We start from the raw sequence: 23,312 nt of genomic DNA, 5'->3' as shown, positions 1-23,312 counted from the left end.
CGAAAAAATCGCCTCACCTTGGATAATTAAAGATTATCCGACCTTATTTATTGGATAGTGGAAATATAATACGTTGGACGTATCATATATTACTGATCAGATGCCGTTGATCGACGAGCCCACCCTAGACCCCAGTAGATTGGCGTTGAAGGCTCAGGAGGCGGCCGCAGGCTTTGTTGCCAGCGGCACCGCCGAAAACACGGTACGGAGCTATCGCAGCGCCCTCGCCTACTGGTCGGCTTGGCTGCACCTGCGCTACGGCGTTGCGATGGGCGATGCGCCTGTACAGTCGACTGTAGTCATTCAGTTCGTGGTGGATCACCTGGCGCGCCCACTGGCAAATGGTGCATGGACCTATCTGCTACCGCCGACCATCGATGCCGCGTTAGTCGCGGCACGTGTGAAGGCAAAGCCGGGACCTCTGAGCTACAACACGGTATGTCATCGGCTTTCGGCACTGGGCAGGTGGCATCGCTTCAACAACTGGGAAAGCCCAACTGAAGCACTGGCAGTGAAAACGCTGCTGCGAGATGCGCGAAAAGCCCAGGCGCGCCAGGGGGTAGTTGTCCGCAAAAAGACGGCAGCTGTGGTGGAGGCTCTGGAGGCCATGTTGGCGACCTGTACGGATGGCATTCGCGGTACTCGTGATAGCGCCCTCCTCCTGATGGCGTGGAGTGGCGGCGGGCGTCGTCGATCCGAGGTGACCGGCCTGCAGGTCGACGATGTGCGCAAACTGGATGAAGACACTTGGCTCTATACGCTGGGCGTCACCAAAACAGACACCACGGGATCCCGTCGCGAAAAACCTCTGCTGGGTCGCGCTGCACACGCGTTGACGGCTTGGCTCATCGCCGCGCCCGCCGATACCGGTCCGCTTTTTCGGCGCCTCTACAAGGGCGGCAAAGTCAGCCCGTTCGGACTATCGTCTGATCAGGTAGCACGGATCGTTCAGCGCCGCGCCAAATTGGCTGGCCTCGACGGCGACTGGGCCGCGCACAGCTTACGCTCGGGCTTTGTAACGGAAGCGGGTCGCCAGGGGGCCCCATTGGGTGAAGTGATGGCCATGACTGAACATCGCAGTGTCGAAACCGTTATGGGCTACTTCCAAGCCGGAGTGCTGCTGAGCAGCCGCGCCTCGATGTTGCTTCAACCCCTGCCCGCCCCATCAGGCCCAACCAACCAGCCTGACTAGCGGTCGACGCACCGCGTCGGAAAATGCCGCGCACGCGTGTCCTATTGAGAGGTGGAGCTCCTGGTTATGAGTCCATTGCACGGTAGCGGAATTGATGCGCAACCCCAGCTGGGCACTCGCAACTCCGGGTGTAACCAATACATGACCGCATGGCGACGCCCAAGCAGCCAGCATCTCAGCATGCTTCGTCTACTCGGGTAGTTAAGCAAACAGCTGGCGGCCCTGCGCTAGACAGCGAAGGCTCCGTCGCAGGGGCAAGATAGTCAAGTGCTTACCAGTCGCTGTGGCCTGCGCTCGCCTTATGAATACGCCTGGTCGGCAGGTGCGCTTCAAATACCCACACTGAAAGTCTTACCAGACTCGACCCTGTGCTTGCTGCACAAGTCGCGAAGCTTTTTTTCCGAACCGTCAGGATGAATTTGTACGAGCACGCCATCCTTCGCCATTATCAGTGAATGCCCTGCGGCAACCGCACGCAGATACGCAGCATTAGTGGCGACGGCGGCCAGCTTAGGAATCATTGCCTCTAGTCGGTCTATTTCATCATCACTGAGTTCGCTCATGCTCTGTTCTCTGCTCCTGCCAGCCTGATGTCGATGCTGCCCGTAGAAAAGATATCCATGAGCGACCCTACGCCCCGATCACAGGTAAGTCGATCCCATTTTTGACGCACACAGTGAAGCCTCGACTTAGCCGCTCAGCACTCCACAGCGTACGTGCAAATTCGAGTCGATGTGACAGCAGCCTTGATGTGAACAAACCATCGTAGCCGTAGCAAGATGAGTGCATTCGCTTCTAAGCATCTGAGCCCTCTTCAGGTGGACAAAAAATGCCGTCAGCCCTTGGAAGGCTAGACCGCCAGCTGTCACCGGGCATGATCCGGCACATGTACAGATCGAACAGCGGCGCGGTAAAAGCGGCGCCGTTGTGGGGCGGCGACCAGATCATCCCTTTGCTAATCAGGGAGTTGCGAATTGAGGTGAGAGATCGGCTTGTACGGCCCAGGGATGCCGCAATGTCGCCCGAACGATGAGGCCCCTCCCCAAGCGAAGCCATGGCGCGCAAATAAATGTGTTCTGCCACGGTCATTCGGTCGAGTCTTACCCTAAAAAAACCTTCGTCCAGAGCAGCAATAACGTGCCCGGACGCCTTCTGGACGTCTGCAAGCGTGATGTGGTTATTCTGCCCTGCGTCCCAGACATGACTGCCCCACTCTTGAATGAAATAAGGGTAGCCGCGTGTGAGGTGAGCAACCATGTCGGCCGCTTCTGAGTCTACAGTCACGCCCTCGGCCTCCGCTGGTTTTACAAAGGCCAGACGCGTCTGGTGTGGCTCCAGCGAACCGACCTCTAGGTAGTCGAAGAGGCGCTTCGCGTGGTTTTTCACATGTCCAGCAGGGTGTCGGAGTTGTGGGAGGCCTGCACCGACGAGGGCAACCGGCAAGATCAATCGCGAGACGCGATGCAGCGCTGCGATAAGCGCGGCGAGCTGTTCTTCTGCTACGTTTTGCAGCTCATCCACGAAAATAACAAGGACGGTGTGAGCTGCTTTGGCGGCTTCACCGAGTTTAGTCAGCAGGGTTGTAAATTCCTCCTCGAGATCACCTTTGCCCGCCAGAGCTGCCTCGGCTTCGTAGTCAATACCGACCTTGAGATCGCTGAACTTCGGCTCCAAAGCCTTGGCAAAACCGGCTAAGGCTCGCAGTCCAGTTATCGCTGCGTTCTTGGCAGGTACGATACAGCTCAGCCGCAGCAAGGCGAGACGGAGCTGTGGCGCGAGTATCGCTGGCAGAGAGCGATACTCGGATGACTCAACGTAGACGGCGAGATTGCCCGAGGCTTCGGCATCTCGCAGCATCTGGTTCAACAGTACTGTTTTGCCGACACCCCGCACCCCAACCAGGATTACGCTTTTGGCAGGTCGGCCCACGCGAATTCCCCCGATCGACTGACGGACCCGCTCGCGCAGTTGATCGCGACCTGCCAGCTCAGGTGGAGGCGTACCAGCGCCAGGGGAGTACGGATTGCAGACGGGGTCCATATGCACCCGCGTTAATAGGAATAGCGAACAGCGGGAATGGGCCGATAAACAGCTAAATCCAAGCTTTTCACCCCGCCATCACCTGCATACCCGAGACTCGGCAAATGTTGGTCCAGCTGGAGTTACCTATCAAGCCAAGCTGCCTCCGTCATTGAAAAAAATCATCGCGAGCGACCCGTCCGAAATTGCCTAAGTCTTCGTCGACGTCGATGAACATGGTATTCACCATCCGCGCGCTCTTCAGGTCGGCCATTGTTCTGAAAAAAAGGGTTCGCAGAGATGGACCTCATAACGCTCACCATCATGAACCGAGCCGAATCCCCAACTGCCCTGAAGGGTCCCAAATTGCAACCCATATCCTTCAACACGCGTACTATCGCCGCAAACATCACAAAGGACGTCACTGACGCATTCGAACTGTTCCGCCGCTGTGATTTTCATTGAGAGGCTCCTTTGGGTCCAGTGAATCAGCTTGCTGCAGCGAGCCTGCGACCCGCCAGCATCACTCCGGTAACCGCCTGTACGGTCAGGCGTCGCCAACGCCTGGCACAGGCGGACCACAATGAGCCCGGATCCCGCCCTATCTCGCCATGCGTACCTTTCGGCATGGCCTGTTGTACGGTCGGCAGATCGAGTTAATGGCGGACGCCATTTTGTGCAGCATTTGCGGCGCAGATAAGACCGCACTTGGGGCAGTGCTGATCGGCGACAGACGATCCAAGCTATCCGTTCTGGACGAACTAGCAAATTGCATGTGCGCGATGCGCGCCACTGATGCCATGGCGCTGACGTGGGCGTCTTTAGCACTCCTTCAAGGCTTGCTCCAGTCAGCGACCCCTCCTTCAAACAAGACGCATCGAAGAGCAGTAAATTTGTTGCTTTGCTGCAGCCAAGGTGTGGCGGCAGTCTCTTTGAGAGTAGGTATGGCCCGAGGCCGTCTTAAAGTCGTAACCCATGACTCGCTCGTCCTGATCATAGACCCTAACGAGCTCTATGAGCATCTCCATCGTCCAATTACCGGATCCATTCAGCCGCGATGGCAACACCACCTGAACTGCCTCAATCAGTGTTCCTTCAGCGCGTTTCACTAGCATCTGCTCGAACTCATCCTCCGTTGGAATCAAGAGCATCGTCCTCCATGCGGCTGCCTTCTGGCGGCGGTTAATCATCACGTAAAACCAAGGGCGATGATCATCGAGCTCGACGAATCGCCACATCTGGGAGTCGTCTCCAAACAGCGCTGGATACATGATTTCAGCGCGCTTGTACGTAATAAACATCAGCACACCCTCTTTTAAGCTGTATATAGCATAGCTCCAGAAGCACTAAAAAGGCTTCATCGTTCCTTTTGCGAGACAGCAAATGGAACTGAATGAAGCGCTTGGTTTGGTGATCAGGAATCTACGTATTTCGAAGGATATGCCTCAGGAAGGGCTTGGGCCTAGTCAGAGCTATATCAGTGCGATCGAGCGCGGCAAATGGAAACCATCGATTGAAAAGGTTGAGCAGATTGCTGAGATCATTGGCATTCATCCCCTAACGCTTCTGTTCCTGGCTTATCAAAGGCAAACACCCGAACTAAAACCCGAAGACTTACTGAAAAAAATCCATCGAGAAATCACGAGCTTGAAGGGTTGCCTGAGACTTGAGTAGGTTCGACATGGAATCGAATCGGCAACCGATCCCAAAAAGCATTTGATCGCAACGTCGCCAGTTGCTCTGCTGCCCGGCGCGCGGGCTTTCTTGCTCGCAATCAACAGCGAGCATGAATTCAGTCGCGAATAGCCACTGCATGAATTCGAGTGATAGACCTCGCCCATCGCAACAAACATCGATGACACGTGCTTAGCGTGACGCAAGCCTTGAAGAGTCACGCCTCCACTGATCCGGCAAGGCTACTCCCCAAGGGACCTTCGGCAGGCGTTCCATGCTGTTCCGGAGGGCCTGTGCACATGCGATGTCTAACCCTTCGAGGGCGCCTGAGATAGCGACACGCCGACCATCTGCTCTTGATATGGGAAGTGTTCGGTACCGCCGTTCTGAATGGTAAGGTGTGATGTCGGCCATTTTGCCGCAGGGAACAGGGTATTGAACGGAACATTCTTTCCCGATTGCGGCGGGTGCTCCAGCAGGCAGATCTGCCCAAGGGACGCTCTGACGCCTACGAACACTTTTCACCGTAACAGTGATCCTACTGTCGGGCTAAATACCTCTAGCTTCCGCAAACGGCCAGAAGCGGACGGTACAACCCGGATTGCGACTTCAACACAGTTCCTGCCAGAATGTCGTTCGGCTCGACCTGCATCGCGTCTAGCGCCTTTAAACGTTGGGGGCGGGTGTTAGCCGGAAACGAACCGAGGTCAGCCAACTGTTGCCGACGCTAGAGCGCAAATACGTTGGTAAGAGTTCGCGTCGCTCGATCCTGCAAGCATCCCACAACGAGGTGACATGGGATGGTCGGCGTATCCAGTGTGAACAAGCTCGCCCGGTTTGAGGTGAGCAGTACGATCGGATCAACCACAATGTTGCAGATACAGAAGCCGCGCACTCTTATCGAGTGCGCAGAAATAACGGGCAAAACAGGCGCAGCAGCCCCAGCCGGTAGCTCAGCGTTATGGCCGTTGCTACGGCGGCGACCGGCAACAGGGTGAGCCAGACCAGCACCGCCATCGACGGATGGTCAGCCTTGAAGCAGCACACAGCCGATACCATCAGCGCCAGCCAGCCCAGGCTGCGTAGATAGTCCGGCGCAACCTCGTCGGCGCTGAACACCTGGCGCCAGTGCGCCGGCAGGGACAACGCCAACCAACTGGTCGCCAAGCCCATGCTGGCGGCGGCACCCAGCAACCACAGACCTGCATTACTCATAGGCCACCCCACCGATGCGAGTCCGGTCCGCGACCTCAACCGGCCTTGCCAGACGACGCGCGGTGAGTAGCGCTATCAGCGCGCAGGCCAACAGGCTCAGATCGACGCCGGCCACGGCCCAGTAGGGTTCAAGCAGCATCCTTTTGACCAGGTGGTCCCCCGTGGTGATCCAGTTGAGCAGCACCGCAGCGACGCAGAGCAGCGCCAGGCCGGATTGTGCCGCGCCTGGGCCACTGGTGCACTACGCAACAGCGCATGCAGCAAACTCAGCAGCCAGGCACCCCAGAACACCCACTTTTCCCATTCGCCACGGCCAGGCATGGGCTCAGGCAGCAGCCGGTTGGCCGCCAGCATGGCGACCGCTGCCAGCAGCATGCCGGTAACCGTGGTGACTGCCATGGCGTCAACCAACCGACAGCCCTGCAGCCCGAGTCGGGCGTGCTCCTGCTTGCGTATCTCGACGAAGAACACAAAACCGCTGGCGATGCACACACAGCCGAGCAGACCGCCCGCCACGTACAGCCAGCGCAGCGCCCAGTGTTCGAAGTGCTGCAGGTGCAAGCCGGTGAGAAATTGATTGACGGAACCAACCGGGTCACTCGGCGGGTCGTTGCGCAGTAGCTCGCCGGTACTGGCCTTGAAGTGAATGCCCTCCCCGACCAGCGCCACACGATCACTGCCGGCGCGGTAGATGCTGACGTAGCCGTTGGCGTCATTTAGATGCTCGATAGTCAGCAGCCCGACCTCTCCCGGCATATCGCGCGTAGCCCAGATGCGCTTGGCCTCGGCCACCATGGCATTGGCGGAGGCCATCTTCGCGGGCACACCGGCCTCATCATGGGGCAAGCCGGTATGCGCCGCCTCGATCACCTCATGCCGATTATGCAGCGGTTTGAGCAAGGTCCCGGAGACCGGGAAGTAGTACATCGACGCGAAGATCACCAACCGGTGAAGGCAAAAAAGAAGTGGAACGGCAACGCCACCACGCCAGTCATGTTATGCAGGTCCAGCGCGCTGCGCTGGGTCCGCTTGCGCGGACGGAAGGTGAAAAACTCCTTGAAGATCTTACGATTGATCATCCGCTGGGTCCTTTGGCTGGTTGGGGATACCAAACTCGCCACCAATGCTCAGCACGGGATCTCGGTGGGTGGTGTAGGCATAGAGCGAGACCATGGGCATGGTTTCCGGCGCCGGCAGGTCGCCGATTACCCGCCCTTTGGTTGCCGCCATATCCACCGGATGCGGTTTGAGATCGGCAAATACCTGTTTCAGCAGGTTGTTGTAGGACGGCATAGGCTGCGGCTCGAAGCGCGTATCGGGGATCGCCCAACGATCGATCTCGCGGTCGAACACCGACAGTGCACCGAAAAAGAAGACGACCATCAGCACGAAGCCCAGCACCAAACCGAACCAGGTGTGTACCCAGGCCATGGATTGGCGAAAGTTGTTCAGCATGGCTCTGCTCCTATCCGATGATCATGCGCTGCAGCTGCCAGGCAACAGCCAGCATCAAGACGCTGCCGAGCGCCAGTACCATCGAGACCCGCCACAGACTGGCTGCGGAAACAGCGCGAGATACAGGACGAAGGCCAGCATCATCATCGCCTGCTCGGCGGCATGGTAATCGACCCCAACCCCATTCAGCGCCGCCACGCCCTAGACGAATGCATAGCAGCCGAAGATCGCGGCCAGAACACGAGATACCACCACAACAGGAGCCATTACTGACAGGCTCACCAGCTGTAGCTCAGCTTGGCGGTGAGTTCTCGGCCCGGATTGTAGTAATCCGCAGTTCCGGAGCCCACGACATGCTGCTCATCCAAAAGATTACTGACATTGACCGCCAGATCCGTGTCCTTGGCAATCTGGTAATTGAAGGCTGCATCAAACAAGGTCGTCGCCTCGCTCTCGCCGGTGTCATTGAAATACCTTGAACTGAACCGTCAGCCCAAGCGAAAGAGCAGGATTGCGCTGTTCTGGAAATCCAGCCAAGCTCTTCTGAGGAAACGAATAGCTGCGGAGTCGTGGGTATGCCGTTCTCTCCAAAGCAGCCATCGCTTAGCACCCAAGCATGCAAAAAGATCAGCATAGACGCTCGCAGGTATGACGCAGGAGGGGCAAGGCGCAAATATATAAACTGCTTTATATCAATAATATACAGGTCTTATGTCCTGATTTTCCTTAATCTCGGCATAATCCTTACATTAACTAGCAGGAAATTAAATGTTAAAAGCCCTGCGTGCATCTAGCATGTGGAGTTTTTCTCCTTGCAGCCAGCCGGCAACGATAGGCATGCGCATTTAATAGCTCATTGTGAGTATCCGAATAGACGCTTGCCAAGGACACCATCTTGAACATACGAATGTTCTTGAAGTTGAAGATGGCGATCTAGCAACGGAAAATCTTTCCTAGGGAAACCCCCTAAAAAACGGTACAAGGTTTCATAGCCTGCCCTGTTGATATATGGAAAAATCGCTGCCTTATGCAGGTCTCTTGGGATCAGCATCCCGCCCCTTCTTTTCTCACACAGTTTAGTAAATATCAAAAACCTTGAGTAGGGGATAATCTCCAGTAGTGATGCGGTTAAGACCAAACTACCAAATCTACTTGATGGATCGGCCGTGGACGCCCCCAATAATATACTCTGCTCAAAAGAGCTTGCGTCGGGTGCTCGTGCATCTTTCCTCGTTTGCAAGTGGATTCTAGCGATTCCGCCTCTACTACCACGAAAGGGACATTGAAGGAAAATATTGAATAGCCTATAAAATAAATCGTGCAATGTAGGTTGTTGATTGTCTCTACTGATCAGAGCATGCTCAATCTTTGTGAAGGTACTTGAGCAAAAACGAAAGAATAGAGTTTCCTCTATGGAGGCATTGTTTGATATCGAATTGCAGCTTTGGACAAACGCATCCCATGCCCTTGAGTAACGCGGTGTATCAACTAGTCTCACCAACTCTCGATCATGGGCAGCGCAGACACAAGAATAAATGTAACACCAGTCCTTCCGCCATATAGGCAAACGACCATTCGCCACATCATCGCGTAAGCAATCAGGGCAAAAAAAACGGCGATACCTCCATTCGACTAATTTATCGCCTCGAAGGCAAAAAAAATTTCGTAATAGTTCAGGGGTAATGTCCCCGGCTACACAACTTAATCGCTGGCTGGCGGATAAGAATTCTGAGTCTGGGTCCGAATATTTGATCTCCACACCCTCCCACCAATACGCTGGGCGTTCTGTTGATGATAATCGAGGGAAGCCAGCGGCGTTTGGATTAATGCTGCATCGAAACAACCAAGATGAAAGTGTTTCTTCAGAACTTGGTGTTGGCAAGCCAGAGAAACTCACTACTAATAGCCCCAAGGATTCTTGTTTGCTCGCCGCAGCATATCAACATCCACCTTCTCCCCCCCCATTTTTATGGCATAACAGGCAGCCGCCCTTATCAATTCGAGTGTTTTGTCCATGCGCCCATTCGACATAGATAAAATAGTGCCTACCATCTCCTCAGAGTACAAATGTGATGGCTGTTTTAGCGGTAGGGACTCCTCTACCTCCAAGAGGAATGACCTGAACTCCTCACTCTCTATCCAGTCATCAAGAGCAACTTCGTGAAAACGTCTCTTAAATTCATAATTGGATTTAAGTGCGTTGCGCGCACTAGCAGTGCCAAAGCAAAATAGTTTCAATCCATATTCAGGGCCGAGCAGCTTTTTAAGAATAGACATGTTAAAACGCTGCTCTTGCTTCGAGCGTAGCAGTGCATCATGAAACTCGTCGATCACCAGCCCCCAAATTTGCCTCAGCCTAATAACCTCTCTAATCTCGCTTGGCAGGTCAGAGCTACTTCGGCGACTTGAGCCAGAGCCAACTGGTATTCCGAGCGCTAAAGCTATCTCATCTTTAAGGCTTTTTTTGGTATCTATTTCTGGGGATGCAGCCAAGGAGACAAAAATCAACCCTGCACTCCTTTTTACATGGTTTGGAATCTTAGATATTATAGCCGTCTTTCCAGAGCCACCTGGGCCAACCACAAGCAAAGCAGGCGCACTCATACGATCTGGTACATCCGCGATATTATTCATCATGCGAAAAACAGCTGCACTAGAGTTATTGTTCACCCATATTTCTTGATGAATTAAGGCTATTCGCGTATCAATATTAGAAGACAAATATTTTCTGATGTCCGACCGGACGTGCTCATCACTCATGACTCATCCCCAGGTCGAAATTTTTTTGGAGAGGCTGAATAATTTGGCTTGATATGTTCCCTGTCAGCGTTAAAGCTACTACTTCTAGGATTTGGATTTGCCTCAGTATAGACTTTTTCAGCGGCCTCTCGGCGTCTTTCCTTCTGCGTTAACTTTTTACTTTCCTCTTCAATTTTTTGCTTCCCTCTGTAGGCTTTTAACCCGCCATCACTATCTATGGCTCCGATGCGGACTGGGTGACGATAGAGCTTGCCGGCACGATATTCCTCATAGGTAGGAGCCTCAACGGTTACGTCAGACAGGTGTATTGGGCAAAATTGGCCATCCAATTTCACCCATACAACATTCATATCGTACGGGTCATATTTGACTATGACATTTCTAGTCCCCACATGAGACCCCAATATAGGATCCCAATAAACTTGGCCATGCAAATTAATGCCACCAGGATTAATTTTTCGGTCTTCTTGAGGCATGAACCAAATCTTTAATTGCTCGGAATTCAAGCCTGCCGGGGGGTAAGGAAGCCCTCCGTTGGGCGCGAAATAGTTTGTCCACGCTTGTCGCGGGCTACACTTTAATGCGCTATGAACTGTTGAGTGATAGACAACTACTTCGCGAGAGAACCAGCGAAAAAAATCAGAGAAGGTCATGGTTGCATTTCTTTCGCTGTTAAGTCCTCTGCGCGCAACAGAATTTGACATTGTAGTCCCCGGCAAGAAATGCACCTTAGTAGTCATGAACGTGCCTATCAGCCGTTCAACATGACCGCCAAAATGTTTTCTTCCTACAGGTCGGTATTCGGGGGAAATCCCAAAAGATTCACACCCTACTTTAAATTTTGGGCTGGTGAACTCTGCGGCATTGTCCATATGAAGGACTTCAGGCTTTCCATAGTAGGGGTAGTCTTCTGGATCCAAGCCAACACTTGCCGAAAAGTTTACTTTAGGAAGGACAGAATGACTAAGAGCGCAAGCCACTGAAACAGTAGACGGGACGTAAAGGCTAAGATAGTAACCAAGAATAACCCTGGTATAGACATCAATTACAATTGTCAGCCACGGGCGTCCAATAATATTTATGCGATCATCAGCCAACAGAATTATATCGACGAGGGTGTGATCCATCTGTACCCATTGCAGCGGCCTTTCAAGATTTTTTTTACCCGGGCGAGCTGAAAATTCTTGCGTCGCGGCATCAGGACCTTCTTTAATTCTCATTCTTGTTTTTTCTGAGAGGATTAAGCGTACACGCCTCAATACCGTATCTTTGGAAGGGCATGAAAAACCTTGCTCCTTACATGCAACATCCACCTCGCTCCACACTTTGCTGTAGCTGGCTCCTTTCGACTTGAATTTTTTAGCAGCCTTGAAAATTATGACCTCAACCGACTCATCCAGTCTCGTAACGCCTTTCTTGACACCCCGTGTCTGCGCAATTAAAGATAGTGGGCCTACGTCAGCGTCAAAAATTTTAGCCAAACGATAGAAGTAACTCTTTGATACACCCAGTAAAGAACAGTACTTAGTGACTACCCCTCCCTCAACCTTCCACTTTCTGATAATTTCAAAACGCTCAGCTGCCAATGAAAGTTGATCAACGGTGTAATCATTGACATTCAAACCCTCCCCATGATCACTACCATTAATTGCCGTAACACTAGGGATTCGCTGAATGTCGCGCGCCGACACCAGTATTACTTCACCAGAGTCGACAATTGTTACCCTTATCGTTTTGTCACTAAATACCTGTTTGACTTTCGCAACTTTTCCCTTGGCGACAATGAGTTCCCCAGGGGTTAGCTGATTTGCCATGGATGTACTCTCCACAACGCTAATCTAGGCGAAGTCTGCCGAGCGGCGACTTACATCAGTCTCTATCAACGATCGAAATTGGCTGCCGAACACGATACGACGTCACGTTCAAAAAATAGACTATTGCTAGCTTTTCTGCCGCGTCAGTCTATTTTTTAAAAGTTAATCAAGGTATGTGATTGATTATTAGAGATAAATGATATTCTTTTTTTTGATCGGGCATCACACCAGGCTAATCGGACACGATGCTTTTTGAGGCAATCGCGAAATAAAGAGACGTTACTTCGAAAAGCGCTTAACAGATTGATTTTACTGGGCATTACGAAAAATGTAGCGTAGGCCTCACCAACTGTTGCAACGTAATTATGAGACTACCGTGTAGCCAGAAGTTGGCGTGTAAGCCTTTATTTGCGAGAGTTTCAGCCTATTCCATCATTTTATTACTAGCTCAGAGTCTATCAACCGATCGTGAGACAACGTCGCGTATCCACGTTTGCGCAACTAATATAAAAATCAATAATATCAATCAGTTAACCATATTTTAAAGAAATCTTGAGACATAACCCGCAGCGCTTTTGGTGAAGGTTTGACGAGACACTTCTGGGCCCGAACGCTCTGGCGGCATAGGAAGAATTCCGCGCCAATCCACCGCTCGGATTGCTGAAGACCAAGCCTGACGCGAGTTTTCCTAAAATATTTTTTGGAAAAACTGGGCTGAGAACTGCTCTGCACTAGACCCATCCTAGAGCTATGGTTTTGGCTTCCCGGCACGAAATCGTGAGATATCACCAGTGGACTTACACTCCTGGCTACCCGCCACCCAGAAATTCCGGGCATTGGCGGGAGTGTGAGGTTTTCACGATATTTAGCCGTGCCAACGACGGGGAACGGAATTATGAGACTAAAACGAATTTTTAAGGACGTTCTGGTCTGTCGGATTCGACAGGTACGCGCCCTCCTCCAGGTTGTCTTCGACAAGGCTCTTGAAAGTATGCGCATCGAGGGGCGTGCGGTTCACGAGATGGAAAGCTTAAAGGTCGCTTCTCTGCACTGGCTGCGCCATACATCTGCGACGTTCGACGCGCCCTTGCGTAACGCCAAAGATCTACAGGTCGATCTGCGTCATAGCAATCTCAGCACTACCCAGAACACGTACTACCACTCACACGATCAGGAACGTGCACACTCAATTAAGCGCTTAGGTTTACGCGATCGTGGGTAAATGTCTTTAGCTCCAGACGTGGCGATGTGCAAATTGGCCAAGAGCTGGGAACGTTTATTGCGCAATATCCGAACAGAAAAAATGCAGGCAGGTATCTGACGGGCCGCGGCGTTCCCTCGCTGTGTATCTTCATTCGAGATCTCACGCAGCCTGCTCTTCAGAAAATGTCTGGGATGTCGACTGGATCTACGGGTACCAGGTGCTGAGCCAGCATCCGCAGCTTACCAAGCAACTCGTCAAATGTGACGACCTCGACGTCCTTACAGGCGTTGCGAAAGATCTCGAAGCTGCGCCGGCGGCCCTCTTCGGTTGGCTTGGTACCTGCAATGACGACGCACCTCGCTGTGTCTGGTTGCAAGTCTCGCATCGTCGGGTCTTGCAGGTGTGACAGCCAGTTGGAGCGCATCAGGCCTTGCTGATGCAGTACCTGAGTGATCGCTCCACTGAGCTGCAGATGTGGGCCGAAAACATCGCGATTGCGATACGGCCTGGTCTGCATGAGTGGGGTGGAAGGCTTCTTGATCTCCACGATGGCCAGCTCGCGTCCCTGCGCGAAAAGCAGGTCGCCGATGTGGGCGCCAGCTCCATTGACCATGGATCCCCGAGCATGGAACTGACTATGCAGAAGTGCCACCGGGCGCGCGAACACCATCCCTAAGATGAACACATTGGCCTCGAAAAACTGCTGCCAGAGCCCCTCGTTGAGGTTCTGGCCAAGCATGGTCTCGAACTTTTCGATCATCACAGCCAAGGTAACCCTCTCGATCTCAGCGCGCAGTTCGAAAAGTTCGCGAGGAGCTTCCTTTGCCAGCATCTCAACACCGACCTTCATCTCCCTAAGCTGGTGACGCCGCGCTCGCACAGCAGCTTGTGCAATTGTATTGCCGACCTTACGAGCATTCGTATCGCTCACCAGTACAGGGCGACTGCCTTCGAACACTACATTGGGCATCAGCGTCGGAAACACCTGGCTCATCACCCAGTGCAACTGGGCTGACGTCTCACTCTTTTTTCGGGCCCGGGTAATCCGCATGCATGTTCTACGGCATTCATCCACCCTCGCCTCACTCACAAAGACAATGTCGTCTGTGATCGAGGTGTCAATATCATCCGATATGACTAGGGTTTTTAAACCAGGAGCGAATCGCAAGCCTCGCCAGAGCGGGGTGAGCTGTTTCACAAGCCCCAGCCCTTCATCACAGGAATCAAACAGTTTGCGAGGGAGACTGACGTCGATATAGAGCACGGCATCATCCGGAGTGTCTGGAAAGTCGCGCGTCGACTGATGGCTGTACAGGATGCAACCCACGTTTCCGTTCTTAGGGCTCCGATAGCGCTGAGTGTGTGGGTTGGTGTAGATGGGATACATCGTAATCCAGCTAGGCTCGATCGTTGCTAGGTGATGCCATCCGTCTTCGGGCAGTGACCGCCATTTGTCCATGGAAACTTTTTCGAAGACCTGAAGATACAGGTCAACGCAAAAGCCGCTTTTCAATGGCCGGCGAATGGTGATGAAGCTCGGCTCAAGCACGTCCTCCCCATTCCACATGTCCTGCGAGGTTTGCTTAGGCCCTTCCATTGCTCTATCTCCATGACGATTGTTATTGGTATCGCTGGTTGCTGAACATGAGGCTCACATGCCAAGGACTGTCCGCGATATTGCCTAGCGAAGGCTGGTTGAGCTGACAGTGCAATGCTCTTACAGCATAAAGAGTCGGGGGACTTGCCTGTCGGCCCTTGCGACCCTAAATGCCGCACCTAGCTAACCAGTCCCTGGGGTAACCCCAAATAGTGATTTCGCCAGAGAGAATATAGGTTGTTGCCTAGAACTAAAGTTTGCCCCCTCGCAGGCGCCCTGCTCCTCTCAACTACGGCACCCAAACCGGCAGTTTCGAGTTACCAGGTTTGTCGATGATGATCGCTAAGCTTTGCTTGGCCCGTGTAGCAGCAACATAAAAGGCAGCCGCTGACGTTGCCTCCAGATAGGTCTGCTTCTGAATAAAGGCCTTGATTGGCGCGGTAGGCATGATCAGCACGCGCTCGAATGTGGCACCTTTCGACAATTTGAAATTCATGAAATCCAACGCAAACTCCTTGCCAGAAGCTATGGTGCTGCGCAGGCACTGAGGTCGGTATTGCTCAACGTATTGATGAACGTGCTTGGAATTCACTAAGTACACGCCATCATGTTCAGACACCGCGTGGTTCTCTGACTTGGTTCCTGGGAAGCCCCATGACGCATCAAAAATGGTGTCAGAGAACGTCGCGATTTCAGTTCGGCAGCGGTAAGTCGTGGTCGTATAGTCAATGCTAAGCAGCCCTACTTTTTCGCGTACAAGAAACCATTCAAGCGCACCTGCGTACCCATACCGTTTGTTTTTCTGTCCCCTCGGGTTTGTCGAGAGCACCGCTTGGCGCACGTCACCAACCATGCGGACGTCGATCCCCGACCCAAGTAATTCATGGACGATTTCCCAATCGTAGCCACTGAGATCTTGTACCTCGTCGATAAGAATCTCGTCGTAGATAGACTCCAGTCGTCGTAACAACATGGGTGTGGCTGCCATCAACTCGCGTGCGAGACGGCCGAGCTCGCATGCGTAGATCTGGTTGCTAACATCCATAAATCTCTGTTTGCCGTTCGCGTACATGCTTGGGCGACCCTCGAAGTTGAAGCCCCCTACCCGCTCCCTTGGGAATTTGAATGGCAGGAACGGTTTTGCAAAGTGGCGAAGCAAGAATGTGTACCAGCCCAGAACCTCGAGGTTGTGGCGATCGCCGACCTGGGTGCCGAGGCGATGGATCAGTTCCTGCTGATTCGTCTGGGTGAACGTGACAATGAGCACACGTCGATCGGTAGGCAACTCTTTGCAGTGATCGACCAGTCCTTGAGTTTTTCTACCACCAGCGACAGCCAAGGTCAGAAGGTTAGGCATTGTGGATAAACTCCGCAGCGGCCTTCATGTAGGCCGGTGGGGTGAGTACTTCAGTCGACTCAGCCAGTCGAATTGCCCCTTCTGTTTTCTCGCGCGCCATCCAGGTCAATAGGGTCGCTGCTGCAGTGATACCGAGCATCTTGCGCAACTGAGACTCGCCGTTCGCGGTGATGAGCTGGGGTTCGAGCGTGGTGCCGTCAGCGACGGAGCCGATGAACAGCTCTCTGCGCTTCACGTCCAGCCACTTTAGAACCGGAGTACGTAGGTCGATTGGGTCAACGCCGTCGTTGTCGCGCATCACTGCTACAGGTTTGTTGATCGCTGCACAAAGCTCAAGGCATCGCGCCAGTGCCAGTCCACGCATGCTGATGACATCTATCCCGTGGGCCATCGGGCGTGCGCCGAAGCAATCGTTGTAGACGCGTTCGAATATGATTTCGTCGGATGGCCCCTCGACCAAGACGACTTTTTTCGCTAGCACTAAGCGGAGGGTGTCGTAGCCAGGCAGCTTCTGAAAGTAGCTCACTGTATCCGGATCAAGTTCTGTGATTTTGGACGCACTGTTGCGGTGAAGAAGCAGCAATGCATCGAGGCCGAGCCGGTTCAACACGTAGGTGCTGTGAGTCGAAATGAAAAGCTGCTGCTCTTCCGTCGCCAGATCTTCAATGCGATTGAGTAGGGTTGTCAGGCTGGTGTGAGATAAATGGTTTTCAGGCTCCTCGATCATCACGATGTTCGCCTTCGAGGAATGACGCTTCATCGCGAGAGAGATCTTGATAGCAGCCTGTTGCCCCTGGCCTGCCATCGCGAACGGAAGCCCGTCGACATGTGGAGTAACCACGCTTTCCCAAGACGTACGAGATGTCTGATCCATTGCCAGCGCCATAGGCTCTGACTGTAGCGCGGCGCCCAGACCGGAAAGTCGCTTGTTCACCGGTGCCAGCGCGCCATCAGTCATAGATGCTTTGATACCTCGGTAGTCCAGAGAAATCTGTGCTTTCTCGGATGTTTCCAAGTGGTCGCTAAGGATCTGGCGGAGATGATAATCAACGCCGGCAGCGGATTTGACCGTGCGAGAATCGATGGTGGCCACCGAGAGCGCCCGTGGCCGTCGTGTGAGTTCTCTATCAGCGAAGGAGCGCCATTCGTAGGTGTAATACTCGACGGGGAGCAGTACGGATGGGGCTTTCAGCCATTCATCCAGCTCATACTGATACTCCTCATTGGGGGCAATAGAAAGAACGATTCCAGGACAGGCGTTCGTTGGGACGTCCGCGTTAACGGCGCCGAGCAACACCTGGAGTTCCAGTGTGTCTTGCAGGTAAAGCTCAAGCAGGATTTCCGGGAGTTTAGGCTTCTTTCCCGCATTCCTGAGAGCAAGAAATTCAGCCACCATCTCGGTGTTGAACCAGTGAGGGTTCAGCTCCTCCAGGATCCCCCGCCCACCGATCCGTCCGTTAAGCGCCAGCGAGATCGCCTCCATCAGCGTGGACTTGCCGGCGTCATTGTCACCGACCAGGATGTTCACGCCCGGGTTGGGCTTCAGGAGGAAATCTTTGTAGATGCGGTACCCACGGATGCGGATTTTGGTGATCACGTTCGACGTTCCTTGGCGAGTGCTGCTATATGGCGCTTTGATGGCCATGTTGCCTTATGCATTCATCACTAGCACTGCTGCGATGGGAGTCATTTCCAAGGGCTGGGCGAAGAATTCGCGATGGAAGAAAGCGTCCATTTCATCGACCATGTACTTCAGCTGAGGCGGTGAAGCAGCATGACTTCGGGCAACCTTGTCCGTTGCTGCCAGGTATTCAGCCAGTGTTCCTGCAGACATTTGCATCAGACCCTCCCGAGCGACAATGCATACCAACTATGCACGAGGCAACTTTTCGAAACGCGCTTTGAGCTTGGTCAGTTCGCGCCCCTTCCCAAAAACATCCCCGATAATCTGCAAGTCATCCTCGCTAAGCGCTGACTCATCAACTCCCGACAATGCGGCTTGTGTGCCGAGGGAAAAAGCAAGCCGAGCGAGATTGGTTTTGATCGTGACCGATGAACAGCCAGAGATCGTACCCAACAGAAGCTTCGAAGTGGTCAGTCGGCTCTCCTGGTCACTCAGGCGGTTACAAATCGATTCCAGGTCATTGTTAACAGCCGCTGTGGTCTCGGGTGCCGTTGCCAACGGCAACATTCGGACGCTTAGGTTGATCAATTCATCAGGCGCTGGCGCAGGCTTCAGCGATGCGACCTGACGCCACAGACGACGCCTGCCGTCATCGGTGGTGTCGCTAGACAGCAAGGCTTGCACCAGCACTTGATAACCGCCTACACCGAGGCAACTGATCCATAGGGATAGTGCTTGGTCTGGCAATTTAGCGCTACCGACCGCCCCCAACGCGAGCACCAGCAAAGTCGTCGCAGTTCGTTCCGACGTGTCGAGAGCAGGTACAGCTTTTCCCCAAGCGCCTTTGAGCCAACCCACTTCCTCAGTCGACTCCCAGCTTATGGCGCCTGGTAGTTGGGCGATTTGGCTGGGAGTGAGTTTTCTGGATTTGCTCATGAGGAACTGCTGCGCTTCAATTGGGTGGGTCTGCCAGATCAAGCAGGCCAACTCCATCAGCTCAACTTCACGCTCATGCCCAACAACTCCCGACTCGAGCATGGAGTCCAGAGAGCGGAGCAGTCCGCGCCCAGCCTCATTCGGGCTCCGCCGGCCCACGTTAATCGCCTCGACGAATATCGTGTCTGGCCCATAACCCGGCTGTACCACATCTGTAGAGGGCCATTTGCCGGCGAGAGACAGATGCAGCTGGTTATGTTGAGCTGGATAGCTGGCCGCAGTGGAGAACGTATCTCGCAAGCAAGTTGCGATAGTGGCGGGCGAACCATGGAGATAGATTTTCGAAAGCCCGCCCATCAAAGCCTCCAGATCTTCTACCGACCTAGAGACTCTCGAGGGAAGCCGGCTCAACGAGCGATCTAGGTGATCATGCAGTTGACCAGAATCCCATGACTTGCGCGGGATGTTCGACGCGGCGCAGGCATAAAGCTCGCCGAAGCGATCAGGCAGAGTTGAGGCAGTAAATCCTGTATCAAAATACGCGATGATCTTGGTCTGCACCTCTTCCGGAACACCCTCATAAGCTCTTAGGAGCGAGGCACAGCAATCGAGCGGCAGGTCATCTGCAAAATCCTCGACCCAATTAGTACTTACCTGTGCCAACAAACTAGACTCGCGCTGAATGATCTGCTCGAAAAGCGCAACTGCATCCGCTTGGTAGGCCTCCCCTCCCGATAAGTTGTCACAAAGGTCGGCAAGGCTCGATTTTGCATCTTTTGTAAGATCTGTAAACCGCGCCGATGCGGTCGCTAGCACCCAGAGGAACCCCCGCTCATAATCGACCACTGGTTCTGGGTGAGCGATAAGGTTTCGAACAATGGAGACCAAGCAAGTCGACAGTGGCTGGGCGCCAGCCAATTGATGCGAATGCTCCAATGTCGTCAGGGCGCAGGCCTGCAATTCGGGCGGTGACAGCTTGAGATAGCGCTGAACAAGCTTCCAGAGCTCCTCGCGGCTTTCTTCCCCTTTCGATGCAAGGCTTGCAAACAGTTGATCCACTCGACCTGAAACGATCGGTAGCGCGATTGCCTGCGATCTACCTGCTTCAACCTCATCGGCTACAAGCGAGGCGTAGTCAGCACCTAGCATCACTAGCAGCATTTCCTCGTGACTGCCGATCCACTGCTCAAGAGTGTTGAAGTCGAAATGGTATGAGCCTTTGCCTAAGGTCACATCTCTGATCTTCAGCCATTCAACGAGTTTGCGTTCTTGCGGTGCAGGTAGCCCATGGCGCTCTCGAACGTTGAGTGCAATTTCACAAGCTTTGCGCACCATTGCCTTCGCTTCATCCAGGCTCGGGGTCTGCATGGTTTCCAATCTAAATTCAATTTGATGCTGCGTCGTCAGCAAGTCATCAACGAGCTCAGCCGCGATCTGCCTCTGTTCCTGTGCATTGGCGAGCGACACTACGGATTCGATTTTATCCAAGCCAACCATCGCCCTGAGATCCAAGGATGCGGTCAGCTCATTGCAGAGCTTGCCTAGCATCAATCGCACAGTTCGCGGCGGTAGATGGTCAAGCAAGTTCGCTATCACGCGCATTGCGTTGTGTCGTCGTGACACCGTCTCCAGATGCAGGTCGCTAATCAGTTCATGAAGCAGCTGAGCCTGGTCTTCGCTGAGCACAATTTGATCTGTACGAGTGGACAGTTGCTCGATCAGCCCCCGGGTATCACCAGACACCAGCATGTTATATAGCGTGCTTGTACCTGCGCCGAACTTGCGAGTGATTGGATCCTCAGACAGCAAAAGCAAGCTCTGCAGTGAGTCCGGCCAGCGCAGCCCTACGAGGCTCGAAAGGAATTGGCGTAGGTCTCTGCACCCCTCTCGTATTGTCGCCTTGCCTTCCTTATCCTCAATGACGTAACGCTTAACCAGCAGAGCTCGCGCTTCAACAGGCTGGTTCGAGAGCTCCCCCTCATGCACCAAAAGCTCTGTCAGGCGGCCGAGCAGCTGTGGGTCATCCTGTAGATCGCGATAGAAATCAGGGAAGCTCACCCGGGCAGCACTGAGCGCGCCGAGCGATATGGGATGATTGGTTACTGCGCCTTGGTGAAGTCCACCAGGTCGCTCGCCTGCGCTGCCCTCGTACTCGCGTCGTTTTGCCAGCCACCATGACTGGGCAAATGCATTGACAATCTGCAAGGCATTACGCGGATCCACCACATTCACATGAATCATGCGGTCGATCACTTGCTCTGGACTTGCGCCCAGGTCATTCAAATCATTCACGATGTCAGCGAACGATGATAGATGCTTCAGAGCGAACTGCCTCATATCCCCCCTCGGCGCAGGGGGAATTTCCAACCGGAACTGGAAGATTCGGTCGAGATACCTACGGGCATCCATGTGGGTGAATACGGTACCAGGCTGCTCTGGATTTCCGCGACCACGAGCTAATGCATCAGCGACCTTAGCTTCGTCGCAGGAAATAACAAAGACTAGCCCCAGACCGCATGGCAGCTTTTCTGGAGGAATTTCCATAAACGCCCGAACAGCATCAAGGCCGAGTACCATTTCCTCAGCTGAGAGCCGATCAAGGTCATCTACAAAAATCACCAGGCGCTCACAGGGATCTGCCTTGGTAAGGATACCCGACGCAGGGCCCTTAAACACCTTGAGCTGTTCAAGAAGCATCTCTTCATACTGCTCAGCGCTAGCGCTCGGCAGGGACACCTTGGTGATAGACCGATAGCTATCCACCTTCGAGGGCTTCAAATTCTTGAGCAGATAGCTGTAAGCACCGCTAATCGCCAAAATGAATGTCGATTGAACAATGGGATTGCTCCAGGGAAGTATGGCTAGGCCGACCCATACCAAGCCAAAGAGTAGCACCATTGCCCCAACGAACGCCGGCAATGGAAGCGACCAAGCGCGCCAAAGCTGCACTGCATACTCTCTCCACCCTTTCCACTGGGTTTCGACCTGCGTGACACTTCGAAAAAGCTTGTCGTGCAGAGCTTGCTCGTCGCCGCCCAACTCCATGAACACGTGGCGTAGTAGCGCTCGCTTGATGTCCTGATCCTTCCCGCCGAATCGCCAAGCGTTGAAGGTAATGCTTTTGATGCGATCTCGACGCGATGGCTTCCCCGTGCCGTCAGATGCAACATCAGCAAGTCCTCGGGTATATAGCTCTTTGATTGAGCTTTTACCTGTACCCCAGCCACCAAGCAAACCAATGCTAAACGGTGGCTTATGGTGTTCAGCCTCAACCAGACTTTGCAGAGCCTGAGCAAAGTGCCTATGCCCAAACGCATCCTGAGCTTCGTTTTCAATTTGCCGATCAAGCACTGCCGGCATCGGCTGATAGGGTTCAGGCATGCGTTGCGTTCCTTCATCAACGTATTACTGGCGGGCTGCCACTATTAAGCAAGCGTAATGGAAGGTTGCTGGATTACACAACTCTGTTCGCGGTCGCACCTGATCAGGTGGAAACGATTGAAATCGGCCTTGTGATCGATCCGGAAAAAAACTTGAGATCGTCGATGAGTTCCAGCGCTTCATTCGACCGCGGATCAACAGCTACGAGATATATCCGCGCCGAGCCAAAGCAAGTCGAGAGCGGTCGTCTTAGACGACCATCCTCTCACCTCAATTAGCGCGAATGTTTATGCCCTTTCAAACCTCATGGAGTGCTTTACAAACGGGTAAGTGATCAAAAGAAACAGCATCATTCCGCAAACATCAGCGACGAAATTTCCGTAGGCAGAGGTGAAAGGAATACCGTTTGTAGCCGGATCGACAATCACCTCATTGCCAAGGGCGAAGAATAGCGTAAAAGCAACACCCATCAATGGGCTCCACGGTAGACCCTCCTTGAAGTCACGGACGATGGAACGCCACATGGTACGGACTCCGGCCAAAGGCCAAGCGTGTGCCGGAACGCTCATGATCCGATTGAAGACTTCACGCAGGCGGATCTGCTCTACCTTACCAGGGGGAATAGCCAAATAACTGAGGAAGAAAGGAAAGGTGAATCCAAAAAGCATATGGCAAACGTTATAGTTCCATACAACAACGTCGAACAAATTTAACTGAACATACAGAAACGTCAAGGAAACGCTGAGACCGATGAGCGCTGGAATCAGAATGTTGGTTTTTTTCAACTGCATAGAGGCTCCAAAGTAGCTGGGGGGGTATTTCACGATTTCAAAAATATATACCTACCAATACGATGTAACTCAAATGGCTGAATAAATATACTCGCGAAGTAGGTGCGAAGTGCTCATGATGTCGTCTCATCACGTTATTTCCCATTCAATCGGAAACATTGAATGTCTGCCGCTTACACTTCGGTATTTTTCCACGCAGAATAGGAGCACGACAATGTCGAAAATTCCCGCTGTAGATGCCAGTGATGATGAGTGGTTTGAGTTCTCCGAAGCACGGTCTGAGGAATTGATAC

19 protein-coding genes and 1 pseudogene are annotated in these 23,312 nt (G+C 53.2%); 3 read left to right on the top strand and 17 right to left on the bottom strand.

The window, feature by feature from the left end:
• Positions 1-73: 73 nt before the first annotated feature.
• Entirely contained in the window at positions 74-1,192 is a 1,119-nt protein-coding gene (locus tag AC1Q6I_RS04725; RefSeq protein WP_028688847.1) for a site-specific integrase, read from the top strand.
• 329 nt (positions 1,193-1,521) lie between these two features.
• Here AC1Q6I_RS04725 and AC1Q6I_RS04720 read toward each other — a convergent pair whose 3' ends face one another.
• The 4 genes from AC1Q6I_RS04720 to AC1Q6I_RS04705 form a co-directional block, all read right to left on the bottom strand.
• Positions 1,522-1,755 (bottom strand): hypothetical protein, encoded by a 234-nt coding sequence (locus tag AC1Q6I_RS04720; protein ID WP_023048074.1) that lies wholly within the window; start codon positions 1,753-1,755, stop codon positions 1,522-1,524.
• Positions 1,756-1,987: 232 nt separating this feature from the next.
• Entirely contained in the window at positions 1,988-3,232 is a 1,245-nt protein-coding gene (locus AC1Q6I_RS04715; protein ID WP_023628980.1) for an ATP-binding protein, read from the bottom strand.
• A 240-nt stretch (positions 3,233-3,472) separates the two neighbouring features.
• A complete protein-coding gene (locus tag AC1Q6I_RS04710) occupies positions 3,473-3,673 on the bottom strand; it encodes a hypothetical protein (protein WP_370694611.1) in 201 nt (66 codons plus the stop codon).
• Positions 3,674-4,074: 401 nt separating this feature from the next.
• Entirely contained in the window at positions 4,075-4,512 is a 438-nt protein-coding gene (locus tag AC1Q6I_RS04705; protein ID WP_023628983.1) for a hypothetical protein, read from the bottom strand.
• An 82-nt stretch (positions 4,513-4,594) separates the two neighbouring features.
• Here AC1Q6I_RS04705 and AC1Q6I_RS04700 point away from each other — a divergent pair, with 82 nt between their 5' ends.
• Complete coding sequence (locus tag AC1Q6I_RS04700; RefSeq protein ID WP_023628984.1) at positions 4,595-4,885, top strand: helix-turn-helix domain-containing protein; 291 nt, start codon at positions 4,595-4,597, stop codon at positions 4,883-4,885.
• An 897-nt stretch (positions 4,886-5,782) separates the two neighbouring features.
• Here the strand turns inward: AC1Q6I_RS04700 and AC1Q6I_RS04695 are convergent.
• From AC1Q6I_RS04695 to AC1Q6I_RS04665, 7 genes are all read right to left on the bottom strand, one after another.
• A complete protein-coding gene (locus AC1Q6I_RS04695) occupies positions 5,783-6,100 on the bottom strand; it encodes a DUF3325 family protein (protein WP_024075430.1) in 318 nt (105 codons plus the stop codon).
• Between the two features lie 96 nt (positions 6,101-6,196).
• The gene (locus AC1Q6I_RS04690) at positions 6,197-7,027 is read right to left on the bottom strand and encodes a PepSY-associated TM helix domain-containing protein (RefSeq protein ID WP_196448527.1); all 831 of its coding nucleotides are present in this window, start codon (positions 7,025-7,027) and stop codon (positions 6,197-6,199) included.
• A gap of 11 nt (positions 7,028-7,038) precedes the next feature.
• Entirely contained in the window at positions 7,039-7,179 is a 141-nt protein-coding gene (locus AC1Q6I_RS04685) for a PepSY domain-containing protein (RefSeq protein WP_196448528.1), read from the bottom strand.
• Positions 7,166-7,555, bottom strand: a complete 390-nt coding sequence (locus tag AC1Q6I_RS04680; RefSeq protein ID WP_090515957.1) for a PepSY-associated TM helix domain-containing protein — start codon at positions 7,553-7,555, stop codon at positions 7,166-7,168. The genes AC1Q6I_RS04685 and AC1Q6I_RS04680 overlap by 14 nt, the downstream gene beginning before the upstream one ends.
• A 278-nt stretch (positions 7,556-7,833) precedes the next feature.
• Positions 7,834-7,992: a TonB-dependent receptor gene (locus tag AC1Q6I_RS04675; RefSeq protein WP_023628987.1), complete on the bottom strand. Its 159-nt coding sequence runs from the start codon at positions 7,990-7,992 to the stop codon at positions 7,834-7,836.
• Positions 7,993-9,454: 1,462 nt separating this feature from the next.
• Positions 9,455-10,315 carry a TniB family NTP-binding protein gene (locus AC1Q6I_RS04670; protein WP_024075431.1) on the bottom strand — a complete coding sequence of 287 codons (861 nt, stop codon included), beginning with the start codon at positions 10,313-10,315 and terminating at the stop codon, positions 9,455-9,457.
• A complete protein-coding gene (locus AC1Q6I_RS04665; RefSeq protein ID WP_024075432.1) occupies positions 10,312-12,129 on the bottom strand; it encodes a TnsB C-terminal domain-containing protein in 1,818 nt (605 codons plus the stop codon). The genes AC1Q6I_RS04670 and AC1Q6I_RS04665 overlap by 4 nt, the downstream gene beginning before the upstream one ends.
• Positions 12,130-13,047: 918 nt before the next feature.
• Between AC1Q6I_RS04665 and AC1Q6I_RS04660 the strand changes: the two are divergent.
• Positions 13,048-13,351 (top strand): annotated as a pseudogene (locus AC1Q6I_RS04660) (site-specific integrase); the annotation flags it as partial.
• Between the two features lie 157 nt (positions 13,352-13,508).
• Here AC1Q6I_RS04660 and AC1Q6I_RS04655 read toward each other — a convergent pair.
• The 6 genes from AC1Q6I_RS04655 to AC1Q6I_RS04630 form a co-directional block, all read right to left on the bottom strand.
• The gene (locus AC1Q6I_RS04655) at positions 13,509-14,930 is read right to left on the bottom strand and encodes a Shedu immune nuclease family protein (RefSeq protein WP_102623376.1); all 1,422 of its coding nucleotides are present in this window, start codon (positions 14,928-14,930) and stop codon (positions 13,509-13,511) included.
• Positions 14,931-15,219: 289 nt separating this feature from the next.
• Positions 15,220-16,287, bottom strand: a complete 1,068-nt coding sequence (locus tag AC1Q6I_RS04650; RefSeq protein WP_102623375.1) for a UvrD-helicase domain-containing protein — start codon at positions 16,285-16,287, stop codon at positions 15,220-15,222.
• A complete protein-coding gene (locus AC1Q6I_RS04645; RefSeq protein ID WP_102623374.1) occupies positions 16,280-17,884 on the bottom strand; it encodes an ATP-dependent nuclease in 1,605 nt (534 codons plus the stop codon). The genes AC1Q6I_RS04650 and AC1Q6I_RS04645 overlap by 8 nt, the downstream gene beginning before the upstream one ends.
• A 54-nt stretch (positions 17,885-17,938) precedes the next feature.
• Entirely contained in the window at positions 17,939-18,127 is a 189-nt protein-coding gene (locus AC1Q6I_RS04640; RefSeq protein WP_102623373.1) for a hypothetical protein, read from the bottom strand.
• Between the two features lie 30 nt (positions 18,128-18,157).
• Positions 18,158-22,228, bottom strand: a complete 4,071-nt coding sequence (locus AC1Q6I_RS04635; protein WP_102623372.1) for a KAP family P-loop NTPase fold protein — start codon at positions 22,226-22,228, stop codon at positions 18,158-18,160.
• Positions 22,229-22,515: 287 nt separating this feature from the next.
• A complete protein-coding gene (locus tag AC1Q6I_RS04630) occupies positions 22,516-23,019 on the bottom strand; it encodes a hypothetical protein (protein ID WP_102623371.1) in 504 nt (167 codons plus the stop codon).
• Positions 23,020-23,312 lie beyond the last annotated feature (293 nt).

It is taken from the genome of Pseudomonas sp. MPR-R2A5 (assembly GCF_058793055.1).
Note: the sequence above shows the minus strand (reverse complement) of the source record. Positions and strands in the feature narration are given on the sequence as shown.

Coding starts and splice junctions, on each gene's coding strand:
- AC1Q6I_RS04640 (WP_102623373.1), bottom strand. CDS start 18,127: ATGCAAATGTCTGCAGGAACACTGGCTGAATACCTGGCAGCAACGGAC.
- AC1Q6I_RS04700 (WP_023628984.1), top strand. CDS start 4,595: ATGGAACTGAATGAAGCGCTTGGTTTGGTGATCAGGAATCTACGTATT.
- AC1Q6I_RS04670 (WP_024075431.1), bottom strand. CDS start 10,315: ATGAGTGATGAGCACGTCCGGTCGGACATCAGAAAATATTTGTCTTCT.
- AC1Q6I_RS04655 (WP_102623376.1), bottom strand. CDS start 14,930: ATGGAAGGGCCTAAGCAAACCTCGCAGGACATGTGGAATGGGGAGGAC.
- AC1Q6I_RS04690 (WP_196448527.1), bottom strand. CDS start 7,027: ATGTACTACTTCCCGGTCTCCGGGACCTTGCTCAAACCGCTGCATAAT.
- AC1Q6I_RS04665 (WP_024075432.1), bottom strand. CDS start 12,129: ATGGCAAATCAGCTAACCCCTGGGGAACTCATTGTCGCCAAGGGAAAA.
- AC1Q6I_RS04695 (WP_024075430.1), bottom strand. CDS start 6,100: ATGAGTAATGCAGGTCTGTGGTTGCTGGGTGCCGCCGCCAGCATGGGC.
- AC1Q6I_RS04630 (WP_102623371.1), bottom strand. CDS start 23,019: ATGCAGTTGAAAAAAACCAACATTCTGATTCCAGCGCTCATCGGTCTC.
- AC1Q6I_RS04650 (WP_102623375.1), bottom strand. CDS start 16,287: ATGCCTAACCTTCTGACCTTGGCTGTCGCTGGTGGTAGAAAAACTCAA.
- AC1Q6I_RS04680 (WP_090515957.1), bottom strand. CDS start 7,555: ATGCTGAACAACTTTCGCCAATCCATGGCCTGGGTACACACCTGGTTC.
- AC1Q6I_RS04685 (WP_196448528.1), bottom strand. CDS start 7,179: ATGATCAATCGTAAGATCTTCAAGGAGTTTTTCACCTTCCGTCCGCGC.
- AC1Q6I_RS04710 (WP_370694611.1), bottom strand. CDS start 3,673: ATGAAAATCACAGCGGCGGAACAGTTCGAATGCGTCAGTGACGTCCTT.
- AC1Q6I_RS04715 (WP_023628980.1), bottom strand. CDS start 3,232: ATGGACCCCGTCTGCAATCCGTACTCCCCTGGCGCTGGTACGCCTCCA.
- AC1Q6I_RS04705 (WP_023628983.1), bottom strand. CDS start 4,512: ATGTTTATTACGTACAAGCGCGCTGAAATCATGTATCCAGCGCTGTTT.
- AC1Q6I_RS04720 (WP_023048074.1), bottom strand. CDS start 1,755: ATGAGCGAACTCAGTGATGATGAAATAGACCGACTAGAGGCAATGATT.
- AC1Q6I_RS04635 (WP_102623372.1), bottom strand. CDS start 22,228: ATGCCTGAACCCTATCAGCCGATGCCGGCAGTGCTTGATCGGCAAATT.